Here is a 14,416-nt window from a genome sequence, read left to right as displayed (position 1 = left end):
CCGACCAACCGACCAACCGACCAACCGACCATCCGACCGACAGGCCGACTGACCGACCATCCGACCCGCGACGAGGGCTAGCGTCTCGGCCGCCTGATCAGCCCTTCGGCGGGTACGACCTCGACCGCGCGACTCCACGCTCCACCCACGGCCGCAGCTGCCGGGCAGTCCGAAGATGCTCGGCATCAACCCGCAACCACCCGTGCATCTCACGACTGCCCATCACTGCAACCTCTGCGTCCGTGTTCGTCAGCAACTTCTCCATCTCGTCCGGATCAACCCTGACCAGCAGGCCGCCCGGGCTGACCGCGACCGCCATGTTCCCGTCCAGCAGGAACGCCAGCCCGCCGAACATCCGGCGCTCGCTCAATCCGCTCTCCGGCGCCAGCAACTCCCGGACCCGGTCGGCCAACTCCTCGTCGTACGCCATGCCCCGACCCTAACGACCGCCCCCGACAATCTGGCCCTGATCCACCATCGGCGTACAGGCGATTCAGTCCGGGGTACTTCGCATGCGTAGCCGGCATCTGACGACCGCCCGAGGAGAACACCTGTGGAAGCCATCATCGAACGCCGCCCGGTCCGAATGCTCTCGGCGTTGGCCGTCTTCGCCGCCGCGGTGGTGGTCACCGCGCTGATCGGAGCGCTCGGCGTCACCGGAACCTCAGCGGAGTACCAGACGCTCGACCAACCCGCCTGGGCGCCATCCAGCAGCGTGTTCGGCCCGGTGTGGACCATCCTGTACGCCGCGATCGCGGCTAGCGGCTGGCTCGTGTGGCGCCGCGTCGGCTGGTCGCGCGAACTGGTTCCGTACGGCGTACAACTGGCCCTCAACGCTGTCTGGACGCCACTCTTCTTCGGTGCCGGCACCCGCGGCCTCGCCCTGATCGACATCATCGCCCTGTGGATCATGATCGGCTGGACCGTCCTGACCTTCCGACTGATCAGCACGGCAGCGACAGCACTCCTGATCCCCTACTGGGCCTGGACGACCTACGCCGCCGCACTCAACGCAGCCATCTGGCACCTGAACCGTTGACCGCCGTTGCAAAGGTCATCGAGCCGTAAGGAGGCGAGGCCCCGGTTCGGTCCACGGCCGCTCTAGGTTTGGGTGGATCAGTCCCTGCGGTCCTGGAGTTTTGATGCTCGTACGACGATTCGCCCCCGCCGCGCTGGCGGTCGCCTTGTTCGCGCTCTCCGGTTGTGGTGAGACGGACTCCCCACCGAGCGCCGGCCCCGCAACCGACGGATCTGCCGGCACGCCTTCTCCCACGGTCACGTCGCCAGTTCCCCGCACTACGAACGCTTCGCCGTCGGTCGCGGTGCCGGAGTCCTTGAAGTTCACCGGCACCACACTGGACGGGAAAGCCTTCGACGGCGCCGCGCTGGCCGGGAAGCCGGCGGTGCTGTGGTTCTGGGCACCGTGGTGTCCGAGGTGCCGGGCGCAGGCCGCGGCGACGGCCAAGGTTGCCGGCGACTACCAGGGCAGAGTCAACGTCGTCGGGGTTGCGGGTTTGGACAAGGCAGACGCGATGCGCGGTTTTGTCACCGAGCAGAAGGTTGCCGGCTTCCCCCACCTGTCGGACGAGGCAGGCGCCGTCTGGAAGCGGTTCGAGATCACCGAGCAGAGCGTCTATGTGATCCTCGATGCCAAGGGCAACAAGGTGTTCACCGGCAATCTCCCCGCGGGCGCCGGTCTGTCCGACAAGCTCGCGGAACTCGTCGGCTGATCCGGCTGCTCGGATGAGTGAGATTCCGTTCGCGCTCGCCCTCGCGGCAGGCATGCTGGCCGCGGTCAACCCGTGCGGCTTCGCCATGTTGCCGGCGTACCTGTCGCTGCTGGTGATCGGCGACGATTCGCCGTCGCGGCGGGTGGCGATCGGGCGAGCGCTGGCGGCGACCGCGGCAATGACGGCTGGGTTCGCGGCGGTCTTCGGACTCTTCGGGCTGGCTGTCGCGCCCGTTGCCGGCCAGCTCCAGCAGCACCTGCCCTGGTTCACCATCGGATTGGGGTTGGTGCTGGCCGTCGCGGGCGGCTGGTTGCTGGCCGGCCGGGAGCTGCCCGCCCTCGTGCCGAAGTCGCGTCGTGGTCCAGCCGTCACCCGGTCCGCCCTGTCGATGACGTTGTTCGGTGGCGCCTACGCGATCGCATCGCTCGGCTGCACCATCGGGCCGTTCCTGGCGATCGTGGTGTCCGCCTTCCGCACGGACTCGACCATGACCGGGATAGCGCTGTTCACCGCCTACGCCGCCGGCATGGGCCTGCTGGTGGGCGCGGCCGCGCTGGCGGTAGCGCTGGCTCAGGCTGGCACCGCCCATCGGATCCGCCGCTTCGGTGGTATCGCGTCCCGGCTCGGCGGCGGGCTGCTTCTGGTTGCGGGCTCTTACGTCGCGTACTACGGGTGGTACGAGATCCGGGTGTTCCGCGGCACCACGACCACCGATCCGGTCATCGATACCGCGGGCCGGATCCAACACTGGATCGCGAACGGCGTCGGCCGACTCGGCACCGCGACCGTTGCCGCGCTCTTCGCCCTACTGCTGATCATCGCGATCATCGTCGTACGCCGTGCCCGACGATCCCGCCGCGGGACACCTAGCTCGACCTGAAGCCGGGCGTCCGTCTCGGTGCCTGAACCTGCCTCACGGTTGCTGCGGCCAGCGCTGAATTCTTCCCGGGATGCCGCGCGCAGCGGCGTGCCGCTCCGCGAGCAGGACGTCGAGGGCTGCCTTCAGTTGGGTTGCGTTGGGGCTGAGCAGGAGCGGCAGGTTCAGCGGGGGGATCGGGTGGCCGTCGGGGCCGGTGCGTTCGGCGACAACGAAGGTGTACGTCGCGCGGCTTTGCACGATGCCGACGCGGAACTCCGAGATCTCGGCCCACAGCACTCGCTTGCCCCGGACAACCAATCCGTTGCCGTCGACGACGACCCGGACGCGCGGGACGAGCAGCCGCGTGATCCAGATCGCGACACCGAGCAGCGGACCCGCGAAGACCGCACCGATCGCGATCGGCATCCTCGGGTTCGGACTGGTGAAGGAGTAGCCGATCATCGCGACGAACGGCAAGGCGCACGCCACGATTCCGGCGATCGCCTTGCGGGACGTCACCAGTTCGACCGACCCGGTACGACGAAACGTGTCGACCAGCCGCTCCGCCGCCGGAGGGAGCTCCCACGGGAGCGGAGGAAAAGCCGATGGCGCCACGACCGCGACAATACGACATCCCGAGCTATCGTTCGGCACCGGAGAACCCAGGACTCAGGTTTCTCCACGTTCCTCAGCTGTGTCGCCGGCCGGGTTTTCTGGCTCGGTGGTTCGGGACCGAGTGGGCAACCAGCGTCGTACCCGCCTGCCAAGCCAGGCGATGGCGCGCGGACTAGCGCCCGCGCCGGGCCTCTGCGAGGTAGAAGCAGTAGCCCCGGATGGCTGGGCGCGCAGTACTGCGGCGGTGGGAGTCCCCCAGGGTTCCATCATCAGGTGGCGTCGCAGGTAGAGCACGGTTTCGCGGGCGATCGCTGCCAGCGGTAGCGCGATGAGGGCGCCGGTGATGCCGTGCAGGTGGCCGCCGAGCAGGAGCGAGAACAGCACGACCAACGGGTTGATCCGCAGGGTGTGGCTGAAGACCTGCGGCGCCACGATGTGGCCCTCGAGTTGCTGCAGCACGATGAACAGGATCAGCAGCCACAGCGCGGTCAGCGGTTCACCCTGGAACAGCGCGACCAGCAGCGCCGGTGTCGCGCCGAGGACAGGCCCGAGGTACGGGATCAGTTCCATCAGTCCGTAGAACACCCCGAAGAACACCGCGTAGGTCTTACCGGCCGGGAAGATCCCGAACACCCCGAACAGCCACAGCGAGATGCCGGCGGACAGCCCCATGATGAAGCTGAAGGTGAGCTGGCCGCGGACATAACCGGACACCGCGCGCTGGATCCGGGTCGGGTAGTCGTCCTCGACGCTGCCGTCACCGGTTGGCATCAGGTTGCGGGCCTGGGCACCGATCTGCTGGCCGTACAGCAGCATGTAGATCGCGATCACCAGGATCAGGATCAACTTGAAGCCGGCCTCGACGATCGTCGTGACCAGGTCCCGGGTGAACGCGACCACATCACCGGAACCCCGCAGGATCGACGCCTGCAGGGTTTCCAGCGCCGTCTCGCCCGGCCGTTTGACCTGGATGCCGATACCGCGCTCGTCCAGCCAGCGCTGCAGATCCGCCAGCGACGCGTTCGCCGAACCGATCAGCCGGGGCAGATCGGACTGGAACTCCGAGACCTGCGCGGCGACCGGCCGGACCAGTAACGCGATCGCACCGGCCAGTACGGCGAAGAACGCGACGAATACGAAACCGATCGCGATCCCCCGCGGCACCCGGCCCCGCTCCAGCAGTGCCACCATCGGATTGATGATCAGCGCCAGGATGGCGGCGACCAGGAAGATCACCAGCACCGGCGCGGCCGCCCGAGCCAGCAGCGTCACCGCGAACAGCGCGACAGCGACCACGACCGCCTGCACCCACCGCGGCACCACCACCGGCTCAACTCGGGCCGTTGACGGCTCGTCATCGACCGGAACCGGTGCGACTTCCGGCGCGATGTCGTCCTGGGATTGCTCGATCTGCGCTTCGGCGGGCTGCGACTCCTGACCAGTGAGACGCGGCGCCGCCAGCTCGCCCACGGGCTCGTCGTACTCACCAGCCATCGCATCCACCCGCCCCAAGTCCTGGCCCCAGCGGCCGCCGCGACCCAGCGCCCCGGTACCCACCCCCACCCGCCGGCGCACCACTCAGCAGCCGAGGCGACATCGTGAAGACGACCACACGCCGGTCAAGTACTAACTTTCAGCCGGGCGGGTACGGAGGGCGGTACAGGCGTCTGACGCTTGGTCGATCAGATGCCGGGACGGTCCGACGTTGAGCAGCTAGCGCGGGCCACCTGCACGGCTCGCGGTGCCGCCCCGCCTGCGGCGGCACCGCGAAGCCCAGGGTCCGCGCCCGTCAGCTGTTCAGCTGATTCTTTTGACTGCCGCCGATCTCGATCTTGCGTGACGTGGGCTTCGGCGCCACCGGGATCCGCAGCCGCAGTACGCCGGCCTCGTAGCCGGCCTCGACGTTGTCGGTGTCAAGGCTGTCATCCAGGAACAACTGCCGGGAGAACACACCGATCGGCCGCTCTGCGATCTGCAACTGGACGTCATCGCCCACCTGCAGCGGCTGCCGCTCCGCCCTTACGGTCAGTACGTTGCGCTCAACGCTCACGTCGATCGCCTCCGGGTTCACACCGGGCAGGTCGAAGACGACCACGAACTCATCTCCCGACCGGTAGGCATCCATCGGCACCACCGCGGGCCTGCCGCTCGCGCCGGCCAGCTGCTCGGCAAGTCGGTCGAACGGCTGGAACGGATCAGTCCGAACCAGCATTGTCGCTCACCTCCTGAGTCTTGTGGGTCCCGATCTGGATCCGGCGGGATCTGGCGGTCGCGGCCTTCGGGGCTCGGATCACCAGTACGCCGTCCTCCAGCGAGGCGGTGATCCCGTCACCGTCCACCTCGCCCGGTAGCGAGACCGAGTGGTGGAACTGGCCGACCCGGCGGGTCTGCTTCCGCAGGAAGCCCGTGCGCTCGCGTTCCTTGATCTCGCCGTGAACCGTGAGCTCCCGGTTGCCCCATTCCAGGCTGACATCGCTGGACGACACGCCAGGCAGGTCGATCTCGACGAGGTAGCTGTCGTCGGTCTCCTCGATGTCCACTCCGAAGGCCGGCCACTGGCCGCGGTCCACCGTCGGGAAGGAACGCATCATCTGGTCCATCCGCCGGTAGATGTCCTCGAGGTCAGCGAACGGATCCGTCGGCAGCCACCGCACCGGCTGGGCACCGTTGCCGCCAGACTTCTCATGGTTACGTCGGCGAACGGAGAGTTCCATTGCTACTCACCTCCTACAGACCGTCATCTTTCCGATGACATTCCCATCTGTCATCGTATCGATGACAGCCCTGCCCATCAAGCCCCTCCGGGCACCGATGCTCATGACAATGCCCCGGCTGGGTACAGCCCCATCCATGCGAGACCTGAAGGGGTCGTCCTAGATGCCGATCTGGCTCCAAGCGGGATTCTGGGGGTTGCTGGCCGGCGGAGCCTTGGTCGTAGGTGCTGCGATCGCGTGGTTCATCCCCGTACCGCGGCGGGTCGTGGCCAGCATCATGGCTTTCGGCGCCGGCGTGCTCATCTCCGCGTTGGCGTTCGACCTGGTCGACGAAGCGGAGACGACGGGTGGGCTGCGGCCGACCATCATCGGCTTTCTCGCCGGTGCGACGGCGTACGTCGCCGCCAACGTGATCCTGGCCCGGCGCGGAGCACGCCACCGCAAACGGTCCGAGGGGCAGCAGCCCTCGGAGGCCCAGCAGCAAGGCAGCGGCGCGGCCATCGCGATCGGGGCGCTGCTCGACGGCATCCCCGAATCCGTAGTACTGGGACTGTCTCTGCTCGGCGGTGGCGGGGTCGGCGTACCGGTCCTGGTGGCGATCGCCATCTCGAACCTCCCCGAGGGACTGTCCAGCGCCGCCGGTATGAAACGCAGCGGCCGCAGTGCGGGCTATGTGTTCGGCGTCTGGGGAGGAATCGCCTTGGCCAGTGGAGCAGCCGGCCTGCTCGGGGTGGTGTTCCTGCAAGGAGCCTCACCGCAGACGATCGCGCTCATCACCGCAGTGGCCGCCGGCGCGATCTTGGCGATGATCGCCGACACCATGATCCCCGAGGCCTTCGAGCGCACCCACCTCTACACCGGCCTGATCGCCACCGTCGGATTCATCACGGCCTTCGCTGTCGAACGCCTCTGAGACTCGCTCTCCCGCTTCGGTTTCGCCCGCTTCCTGCTGCGGCATCATTGCCCACATGGATCGTGTTGACCAGGACAGCGTCGAGCGGGCAGAGCCCGGCAAGCTCGCCCTCGACGGCGCAGCGAACGAACCCGCGGCCACCTTCGCCCGGCTCGCCGTCGAGTTCCACGACTCCGACGGCGTCGAGGAGACCGTAGAAGCCGTGGTCGAGTTCGCGCTGGACGCTTTGAACTGCTCGTACGCCGGTGTGGCGCTCGCCGTCCGCGGTCAACTTCCCGAGGTTCCAGCAGCGACCGACCCCGTCGTCGCCGAGATCTTCCAGTTCCAGATGACGGCCGGCGACGGACCGCTGGTCGAATCGATGCGCGATCACAGCACGCTACTGATCCGCGACACCGCCACTGAAGAACGCTGGCCGGAGTGGGCGGCCAAGGTCCTCTCCCTCGGCGTACGCAGCGTGCTGGACGTGCCGCTGGCCACCGGAAACGGAACCGTCGGCGTACTCGGCCTGTACAGCACCGAACGTGACGGCTTCAACACCGACGATGAGGCGATCGCGCACATCCTGGCCCGGCACGCGTCGGTCGCCGTGGCCACGGCTCGCCAGGAGGAGTCCCTGGCCAAGGCGGTCGACGCACGAAAGCTGGTCGGCCAGGCGATGGGCATCCTGATGGAGCGCTTCGACATCGACGGTGACCGCGCCTTCGAAGTACTCAAGCGTCACTCCCAGGACACCAACACCAAGCTCCGCGACGTCGCCGCCCAACTCATCGCCGATCGCAAACTGCCGTCCGTCTGAAACACCGGGATTGCTTTCAGCCGGACTACCGGACATGGGGACAACAGCCCTGATTTAAGCTGCGGGCATGGCTGAGATCGAGTCCCCGTCGCCCCAGGAAGCCTTCGAGTTGTTGCTCGCGGGCAACCGGCGTTTTGTTGCCGGAGGCCCCGAACACCCGAACCAGGACGCGGCCCGCCGGGCCGAGATCGCGCCGGGCCAGCGTCCGTTCGCAGTACTGTTCGGCTGCTCCGACTCGCGGCTGGCCGCCGAGATCATCTTCGATCGTGGGCTGGGCGACCTGTTCGTCGTACGCACCGCAGGGCACGTGATCGGCGCCGAGGTGCTGGGCAGCATCGAGTACGGCGTGGACGTCTTGAGTTGCCCACTGGTAGTTGTCCTCGGCCACGATTCGTGCGGCGCAGTGGCCGCCGCGTGCACCGCGCTGGAGGAAGGTGTGCCGCCGGCCGGCTACATCCGCGACGTGATCGAGCGGGTCACCCCCAGCGTGCTCGCGGCGCGGGCCGCCGGTCACACCGAGCCCGACGAGATCCTGGCCGAGCACGTGCGGCACACGGTCGACCTGCTCCTGGACCGCTCGCGCGCACTCGCCGAACGAGTCGAAACCGGCCAGACCGCCGTCGTCGGCCTCTGCTACCGCCTGGCCGACGGCACCGCCCAACCAGTCGCAACTCACGGCCTTGAGGTCCCCGCCGCCTCCGCGCCGTAATCGCATCGCTTCGGACAGCATCATGACGCTGCGCTTGCCTTGACCCCAAGGGCAAGGTTTTACGGTGCCGGTGTGAAATTTGCGATCAGTTACAGCGTGCCGTTCTTCGGAGCGGATCCGGACAAGCTGGTGGGATTCGCGAAACTGGCCGAGGAATCGGGCTTCGAGGCCATCTACCTGCCGGAGCATGTGGCGCTCTATCCGGGCGCGCGGGTCGGCCAGATGGAGCTCCCGCCGAACCTGCCGTATCCGGATCCGTTGGACTGTCTGACCTTTGTGGCCGCGGCGACCGAGCGGATCCTGCTCGGGACGGGAGTGTTGCTGCTGCCGTATCACCACCCGGTCGTGCTGGCGAAACGGCTGGCGACCATCGACGTACTGTCCAAGGGCCGGATGCGCCTGCTGACCGTCGGCATCGGGAACCTGCCGGGGGAAGCTCAAGCCATGGGAGTCGACTTCAGCACGCGGGGACGGCGTACCGACGAGGCGATCGACGTACTGCGCCTGCTCTGGGCGGGCGAAGAGGACGGCGTGAGCTTTGACGGGGAGTTCTTCAACTTCGAGAAGATCTGCAGTTATCCCAAGCCGCTCGGAGTTGCCCACCTGCCGATCCATGTCGGCGGGTCGAGCAAGGCCGCAGCTCGCCGTGCGGGGCGCCGAGGGGACGGCTACTTCCCCGGTGGTGCCCTCAGCGATGAGGAGCGGCGCGCGCAGTACGAACTCGTCCGGGCCAGTGCCGTGGAGGCCGGCCGCGATCCCGAGGCACTGGAGTACACCCGCTGGGGGTCCATCGACATGCCTACCGACATGGTCGAAACCTACGCGGCACAGGGGGTGACCCGCCTCGTCGTGAGCACCTCCACAGCAGACCCAGGCAAGCAGCGCGAAGAGCTCTCCGCCTTCGCTGCCCGCTTCCTCAAGGAGTCTCCGTAGTACCCGGTGACTGGAAGGCGACGGCGAGTAGTCGCTCCGTCAAGGGCTTCAGGTCACCAGTGCCCCACGGGTTGCAACTGATGGTCAGTTGTCTGCGGCCGTCGGCGGTGGTCCAGGAGGCGGCTTGGTAGCCGAAGATGTCGCCCTCGTGGCCCCACAGCCTGACGCCGTTGACCATCCTGGTCTGCAACCCAAGGCCGTAGTCGTAGCTGCGGCCTGTACTCCGGATCTGCAGCAACTGGCTCTGCTGCTCCCCACGGAGGAGCCTGCCGGTGAGCAAGGCACGGTAGAAGCGGTTGAGGTCGACCGCCGTGGACACGAGTTCACCCGACGCGCCCGTGACCGACGGGTTGAACCTGGTGATGTCCACCGGCTCGAGCTGGTCGCCTACCTCTCGCGGCAGGTAGCCGTGGGCATGACGTCCCGCGATGACCGAGCGGCGGCCGGGGAAGTTCGTCCCATGCAGCCCTAGGCGATGCAGGAGCCGGCGCTCGGCCTCCTTGGCGTAGTGGTTGCCGGTCACCCGTTGAATCACCAAACCGAGCAGGATGTAGTTGGTGTTCGAGTACATCCAGGAGGTGCCCGGCTCGAAGAGCAGCGGCTGCCCGGCGGTGAACTCCAGCAGTTCCTGCGGGGTCCAGGTCCGCTCGCGGAGCCCGAGCACCTGGTCGGCAGTGCCGTAGAGAGTGCGGAACTCGCGGGTGTTCGTGTAGTTGGCTATGCCGCTGGTGTGCTGCAGCAGGTGGTGCAGCGTGATGCGGCCGCCCTCTGCGACGACGCCCGGTAGCCAGCGCTCAACCGTGTCGTCGAGCCGAAGCCGCCGCTCGCCGGCCAACTGGAGAACGACTGTGGCCACAAACGTCTTGGTGATACTGCCCGCCCGGAACCGTCCGTCGACGGCAACCGGCTTCACCGACCCGAGCTCGGCAACCCCGCTGCTCCCCCGCCATACCTGCCCGGAGTCGCGCACCTCGGCCAACACAGCAGACGCGGCCGAGCCGGCGATGTCGTCCAAAACCTCCTGCAGCCCAGCGGCATCGGGCCCCGACGTCACCTGTACGGCGTGGGCAGCAAGTGAGCCCGACCGGACCAGCCCACTCCCTCCGACAGTCAACGCGGCAACCCCGGCCTTGAGCGTGCTTCGACGGCTGATCATCAGACTCTCCCTGGTCGGAACAACCCGGCGGGTGCAGTTCCCCGAATCATTCATATAACTAGACACCTAGCACAATAGCTGAACAGCTCAACCGCTGTCGACTGGAGCGAACCCACCGCAAGCACGATCGGCGATGGCCACCTCGGATGCCCTTCCGTTTGCCTTAGGCGGATTGGAGGAGCGCTATCCGGGAGCGGAGGAACTTGGGGCGGTAGAGCTGCTGGCCGATCAAGAACAGGTTCAGCGCCAGCTGGAGGATGCGCCAGAGAGAAACCTCTTGGGTCAGGAGGAAGACGTTGATGGCGAGCAGAAATCCCCAGAGGAGTAGGGCAGCGATGCGCCAGCGAAGGAGCATGGCTAGCTGATGTTGGGCCAGCTTGATCGCAGCGGCCCGAACCTCTGGATCAGTGGGCCTCCGTGCGCCGTGCCGAAGCGCCCGGTACGCCGCTCGTCGCACGGCCACCGGGGTCTCCCCCAACGCCTGCTTCGTGAGGTAGTGGATCCTGCGGAGGAGAAGCGTCATCGCGACGCCGAAGACCAGGCCGGAGATCAGCCCGCCAACGACGGCGAACCTCGTACTCGCCCCGTCGTACTTGGTGAAGATCCCCATCCCAAGACCGAAGAGGAAAGCACTCAGTAGACCAGCGACCCAGGTTGGAGTGTTCCGCAAAGATCCACGCATGGCCTCCCACTACCCCGCCCAGGCACCGACCCGCGTCAGATTGCAGCTTGTTGCAAAGCCGGCGCCGAACGCGACGCACCAGACAGGTCCCCGTGGCTGGCCGGCTCCGGGGCCCGGAGGGGGAGCGAGCACCGAAGCCGCCAGCCGCCTGGCATCGGGCCAGGCCCTGATCGACCCGGTCCCGATGATTCGATGCTCCGCGCCGAGCGCCAACCCTTGGAACCAGACGAGACCCGGCCCTCGAACTTGGCTGCACTCGGCCTGGCCGGGCGCAAACCCGACGCGAAGCCGCATGGTTGCCTTGCTAGGCCCCGCCAGTACCCGCACCAACACCTCCTGAAGCCCCCAGTTCTTTATCCGGTCGGATAGCGAACTGCCGCGCGAAAGCTGGGCGACCGCACACGGCATCCGGACTTGGCGGCGTGGGTGCCTACTCTCGGTTCGCGCGACGGAGGAGCGGGTTGGCGGGTGGGTGGGAGCGTCGAGCGGTGAGCGACGGAGGAGCGAGCGGCGAGGCTGCGTGGGGTTAGGGGCGGAAGGTTGTGCGGTAGTGGGTGGGGCTGTAGCCGAAGGCGGCTTGGAAGCGGCGGGTGGCGTGGCTGGGGTCGTGCCAGCCGACCATCGCGCCGATGGTGGCGATCGGTAGGTCGGTCTCGATCAGGAGGCCTGCGGCGCGTTCTGCGCGGATTCGGTTCAGGTAGGCCATCGGGGACACCCCCGCCGTACGGCCGAACAAGCGGACTAGATAGCTCGGCGCCAGGTTCACCTCGGAGGCCAGCCGGGTCAGCGTCCACCGGTCGTCGATACTTGCCTCTAGCAACCGCATGGCGTGCTGGACGGTCGGGTGCGGCGGTTGATCACCCGGGTACGGCGCTTTGGCGCCCGGAATCAGAGCACCGGACAGCATGCCGAAGACGTCGGCACCGAGATAGGCGTTGCGCAGTACGAGGCCTTCGCACTCGACGTAGCCGTGCCACTCCCCTGGCCGCAGTACGACGACCGAGTCACGCTGGAGCGGCGTCTCGCCGGCGGCCGACAGGTGGATGCCCTGGCCTTCGACCACGACCGCGATCTCGAAGAACGCATGGCTGTGCGGGATGACGTCGGCCCCCAGTTCGACCTGTTCGCCCGCGATCGGGAGCCGCTGGTCGGGGAAGACCTCGCTGCTGAGGACTTTGTGCACGTCCGGCCTCCCAGAGGTCAAGATCAGTCAAGTACTGGTCAATGTCTGCCTGTCGCCGAACAACCGGACGCGTGAGGCTGGAGGCCCCTACCCACAGGATCGCGAGGAGCCGGCCGATGACCACTACCGACCCTACGACAGCTGTCCCGCTGGACGAAGAGATCATTTCCGCCTACCGCCGCGACGGCGTGGTCCGGATCCGGAACATCATCAGCCGCGACGAGGCCGCCCGGTTCCGCGACGCCGCGGCTGAGTGGACCGCGACCGCCGATGACCTGTTCGAAGGGTCCAAGATCTTCAACCAGTACGTCAACGTGTGGCGGCAGAACGACGTACTACGCGAGCTCACGCTCGACCCGCGACTCGCCGCGGCTGCCACCGCGCTCGCCGGAGTACCGCTGCGGATCTGGCACGACCAACTGCTGATCAAGCCACCCCACAACGGCGCCGCCACCGAGTTCCACCAGGACGCGCCGTACTGGCCACATGCCGGGTCGCGCGCCTCGTTGTCGGCCTGGGTCGCCTTGGTCGACGTACCGGTCGAGCGTGGCTGCATGACGTTCATCCCCGGCTCGCAGCATCACCAGGGCCTCCGCAGCCAGGATCTGTCCGACCGCGACGACATGTTCCGGGCCGCGCCTGACCTGCGCTGGGCAGAGCGGCTGACGATCCCGCTGCAGGCCGGCGACTGCACCTTCCACAACGCCTACCTGGCACACTCAGCGACGCCCAACCTGACCGACGATCCCCGGTTCGCCCACGTCGCGATCTACATCGACGCCAACACCACGTACTCCGGGGGCGAACACGTGGTCACCGACGGACTCGGCCTACCAATCGGCAAGCCCCTCGACCACGAACAGTTTCCCCGTGTCTGACGGACCACGAGCTACGCCACATAGTCGGCGAAAGGGCTGGTTCGGAACCAGCTTCGGAACTGGCGGGTGAGTGCCGGTGGGCCGAGCAGTTCGACGCGGCCGGTGCGGAGTGCGGCAGGGTAGCTGAGTCGCTTCAGGTGCAGGTCGACCAGGGTCGCGGAGTCCGTGCGGCACACCAGGTCCTCGTCGTACCCGCTCGACCGGGTGCACAATTCGGATCGCGGCCGCTGCAGGAGCATCCAGTGGTTGTCGGCCGGCCGATCGCGCAGCTCGAACCGGACGACCGTCGTACCCGCTGGAATCCGGTCCGGGTCGACCAGCTTCATCGTTGCCCAGAGCACGTACGCCGGGTCGAGGTGGTGCGGTTCGATCTCCAGCCAGTGCGCGCCCCACTGCCCCATCGCGTCGAGCACGGCCCGCAGCGCCTGACCCATCTCGGTCAGCTCGTACGTCACGCCGCGCCCTTTGACCGTACGACGCAGCACGCCGTGCCGCTCCAGGACGTCGAGACGCTGGGTCAGCAGGGCGGTGGAGATGCCGGGCGCCCCCTGGCGGATCTCGTTGAACGTGCGGCAGCCGTTCAGCAGGTTGCGCACGATGATCGGCGTCCAGCGCTCGGCCAGCAGCTCGGAGCTCCTGGCGATCGGGCAGAACTGGCCGTAGTCGCGCACGTCTTCAGAGTCCGCCCGGAGAATGCCGATGGCAACTTCAGAATCTGATATTGCCGGACCGGTCTGTGGCGCCCACCGTGAAAGCAGGAGCAATCTCAACGAAGGCGGTGGGGACGATGACGGGACAAGCACATGTGGTGACGCCCGGTGAGGGCCGTTCGGTGGACCTCGGCGTGGCGCGAATGCGAGTACTGGCGGACAGCACCGTTGCCGGGGCGTTCTCCTTGACCGAGTTCGCCGGGACGGCCGAGGGCGCCTGGACGGTGCCCCATCTGCACCACGGTTTCGAGGAGTCGTTCTTCGTGCTGGACGGCGAGTTCACCTTCACCGTCGGCGGCGAGCCAGTGGTCGCCGGGCCGGGGACCTACATCCTGGTGCCCCGCGAAACCGCGCACACGATCAGCGCGGGACCCGGTGGCGGGCGCTTCCTGACCCTGATGGTCCCCGGCGGGCTCGAGGAGATGTTCATCGAACTCGGCGAACTCGAGCCCCACGCGGTGACCGATCCAGCCGCCCGCAAGGCAGTGTCGTCGCGCTACGACTCGATCCCGGTCTAACTCACGAGCGGCGAGGC

At 67.4% G+C, this 14,416-nt stretch carries 18 protein-coding genes and 1 pseudogene; 10 read left to right on the top strand and 9 right to left on the bottom strand.

Annotated features, from left to right (window positions below):
• Positions 1-6: 6 nt before the first annotated feature.
• Positions 7-81, top strand: a pseudogene (locus tag AB0F51_RS15505) (hypothetical protein); the annotation flags it as partial.
• A gap of 16 nt (positions 82-97) precedes the next feature.
• Here the strand turns inward: AB0F51_RS15505 and AB0F51_RS15500 are convergent.
• Positions 98-430 carry a TfoX/Sxy family protein gene (locus tag AB0F51_RS15500; protein WP_360279852.1) on the bottom strand — a complete coding sequence of 111 codons (333 nt, stop codon included), beginning with the start codon at positions 428-430 and terminating at the stop codon, positions 98-100.
• A 123-nt stretch (positions 431-553) separates the two neighbouring features.
• Here AB0F51_RS15500 and AB0F51_RS15495 point away from each other — a divergent pair, with 123 nt between their 5' ends.
• The 3 genes from AB0F51_RS15495 (at position 554) to AB0F51_RS15485 (ending at position 2,610) form a co-directional block, all read left to right on the top strand.
• Positions 554-1,039: a TspO/MBR family protein gene (locus AB0F51_RS15495; protein WP_360279849.1), complete on the top strand. Its 486-nt coding sequence runs from the start codon at positions 554-556 to the stop codon at positions 1,037-1,039.
• Between the two features lie 103 nt (positions 1,040-1,142).
• The gene (locus AB0F51_RS15490) at positions 1,143-1,730 is read left to right on the top strand and encodes a redoxin domain-containing protein (RefSeq protein WP_360279847.1); all 588 of its coding nucleotides are present in this window, start codon (positions 1,143-1,145) and stop codon (positions 1,728-1,730) included.
• Between the two features lie 13 nt (positions 1,731-1,743).
• Complete coding sequence (locus AB0F51_RS15485) at positions 1,744-2,610, top strand: cytochrome c biogenesis protein CcdA (RefSeq protein ID WP_360279844.1); 867 nt, start codon at positions 1,744-1,746, stop codon at positions 2,608-2,610.
• A gap of 33 nt (positions 2,611-2,643) precedes the next feature.
• On the opposite strand, the gene AB0F51_RS15480 is transcribed toward AB0F51_RS15485, so the two are convergent.
• The 4 genes from AB0F51_RS15480 to AB0F51_RS15465 form a co-directional block, all read right to left on the bottom strand.
• A complete protein-coding gene (locus AB0F51_RS15480; RefSeq protein WP_360279842.1) occupies positions 2,644-3,204 on the bottom strand; it encodes a hypothetical protein in 561 nt (186 codons plus the stop codon).
• Between the two features lie 54 nt (positions 3,205-3,258).
• Entirely contained in the window at positions 3,259-4,698 is a 1,440-nt protein-coding gene (locus AB0F51_RS15475; protein WP_360279839.1) for an AI-2E family transporter, read from the bottom strand.
• Between the two features lie 295 nt (positions 4,699-4,993).
• Complete coding sequence (locus tag AB0F51_RS15470; RefSeq protein WP_360279835.1) at positions 4,994-5,416, bottom strand: Hsp20/alpha crystallin family protein; 423 nt, start codon at positions 5,414-5,416, stop codon at positions 4,994-4,996.
• The gene (locus tag AB0F51_RS15465) at positions 5,400-5,918 is read right to left on the bottom strand and encodes an Hsp20/alpha crystallin family protein (protein WP_360279832.1); all 519 of its coding nucleotides are present in this window, start codon (positions 5,916-5,918) and stop codon (positions 5,400-5,402) included. The genes AB0F51_RS15470 and AB0F51_RS15465 overlap by 17 nt, the downstream gene beginning before the upstream one ends.
• A 163-nt stretch (positions 5,919-6,081) precedes the next feature.
• On the opposite strand from AB0F51_RS15465, the gene AB0F51_RS15460 reads away from it, so the two are divergent.
• The 4 genes from AB0F51_RS15460 (at position 6,082) to AB0F51_RS15445 (ending at position 9,272) form a co-directional block, all read left to right on the top strand.
• Positions 6,082-6,831: a ZIP family zinc transporter gene (locus AB0F51_RS15460; protein ID WP_360279830.1), complete on the top strand. Its 750-nt coding sequence runs from the start codon at positions 6,082-6,084 to the stop codon at positions 6,829-6,831.
• Between the two features lie 55 nt (positions 6,832-6,886).
• Complete coding sequence (locus AB0F51_RS15455) at positions 6,887-7,630, top strand: GAF and ANTAR domain-containing protein (RefSeq protein WP_360279828.1); 744 nt, start codon at positions 6,887-6,889, stop codon at positions 7,628-7,630.
• Positions 7,631-7,697: 67 nt separating this feature from the next.
• Entirely contained in the window at positions 7,698-8,339 is a 642-nt protein-coding gene (locus AB0F51_RS15450) for a carbonic anhydrase (RefSeq protein WP_360279825.1), read from the top strand.
• A gap of 72 nt (positions 8,340-8,411) precedes the next feature.
• Positions 8,412-9,272 (top strand): LLM class F420-dependent oxidoreductase, encoded by an 861-nt coding sequence (locus AB0F51_RS15445; RefSeq protein ID WP_360279823.1) that lies wholly within the window; start codon positions 8,412-8,414, stop codon positions 9,270-9,272.
• Here AB0F51_RS15445 and AB0F51_RS15440 read toward each other — a convergent pair.
• The 3 genes from AB0F51_RS15440 to AB0F51_RS15430 all read right to left on the bottom strand — a co-directional run bounded on the left by AB0F51_RS15440 (position 9,256) and on the right by AB0F51_RS15430 (position 12,293).
• Positions 9,256-10,428: a serine hydrolase domain-containing protein gene (locus AB0F51_RS15440; protein WP_360279820.1), complete on the bottom strand. Its 1,173-nt coding sequence runs from the start codon at positions 10,426-10,428 to the stop codon at positions 9,256-9,258. The genes AB0F51_RS15445 and AB0F51_RS15440 overlap by 17 nt on opposite strands.
• 163 nt (positions 10,429-10,591) lie before the next feature.
• Positions 10,592-11,038, bottom strand: a complete 447-nt coding sequence (locus tag AB0F51_RS15435; RefSeq protein ID WP_360279818.1) for a hypothetical protein — start codon at positions 11,036-11,038, stop codon at positions 10,592-10,594.
• A 598-nt stretch (positions 11,039-11,636) separates the two neighbouring features.
• The gene (locus AB0F51_RS15430) at positions 11,637-12,293 is read right to left on the bottom strand and encodes an AraC family transcriptional regulator (protein WP_360279815.1); all 657 of its coding nucleotides are present in this window, start codon (positions 12,291-12,293) and stop codon (positions 11,637-11,639) included.
• Between the two features lie 116 nt (positions 12,294-12,409).
• On the opposite strand from AB0F51_RS15430, the gene AB0F51_RS15425 reads away from it, so the two are divergent.
• Positions 12,410-13,171: a phytanoyl-CoA dioxygenase family protein gene (locus tag AB0F51_RS15425; RefSeq protein WP_360279813.1), complete on the top strand. Its 762-nt coding sequence runs from the start codon at positions 12,410-12,412 to the stop codon at positions 13,169-13,171.
• 11 nt (positions 13,172-13,182) lie between these two features.
• Here the strand turns inward: AB0F51_RS15425 and AB0F51_RS15420 are convergent, their stop codons facing one another.
• A complete protein-coding gene (locus tag AB0F51_RS15420) occupies positions 13,183-13,842 on the bottom strand; it encodes a helix-turn-helix domain-containing protein (RefSeq protein WP_360279810.1) in 660 nt (219 codons plus the stop codon).
• Positions 13,843-13,958: 116 nt separating this feature from the next.
• Here AB0F51_RS15420 and AB0F51_RS15415 point away from each other — a divergent pair, with 116 nt between their 5' ends.
• Positions 13,959-14,399: a cupin domain-containing protein gene (locus tag AB0F51_RS15415; protein WP_360279807.1), complete on the top strand. Its 441-nt coding sequence runs from the start codon at positions 13,959-13,961 to the stop codon at positions 14,397-14,399.
• The last annotated feature ends 17 nt before the right edge of the window (positions 14,400-14,416 follow it).

This window comes from Kribbella sp. NPDC023855 (assembly GCF_040639475.1).
Classification (GTDB): Bacteria; Actinomycetota; Actinomycetes; order Propionibacteriales; family Kribbellaceae; genus Kribbella.
This window is presented reverse-complemented; position numbering and strand designations above follow the sequence as displayed.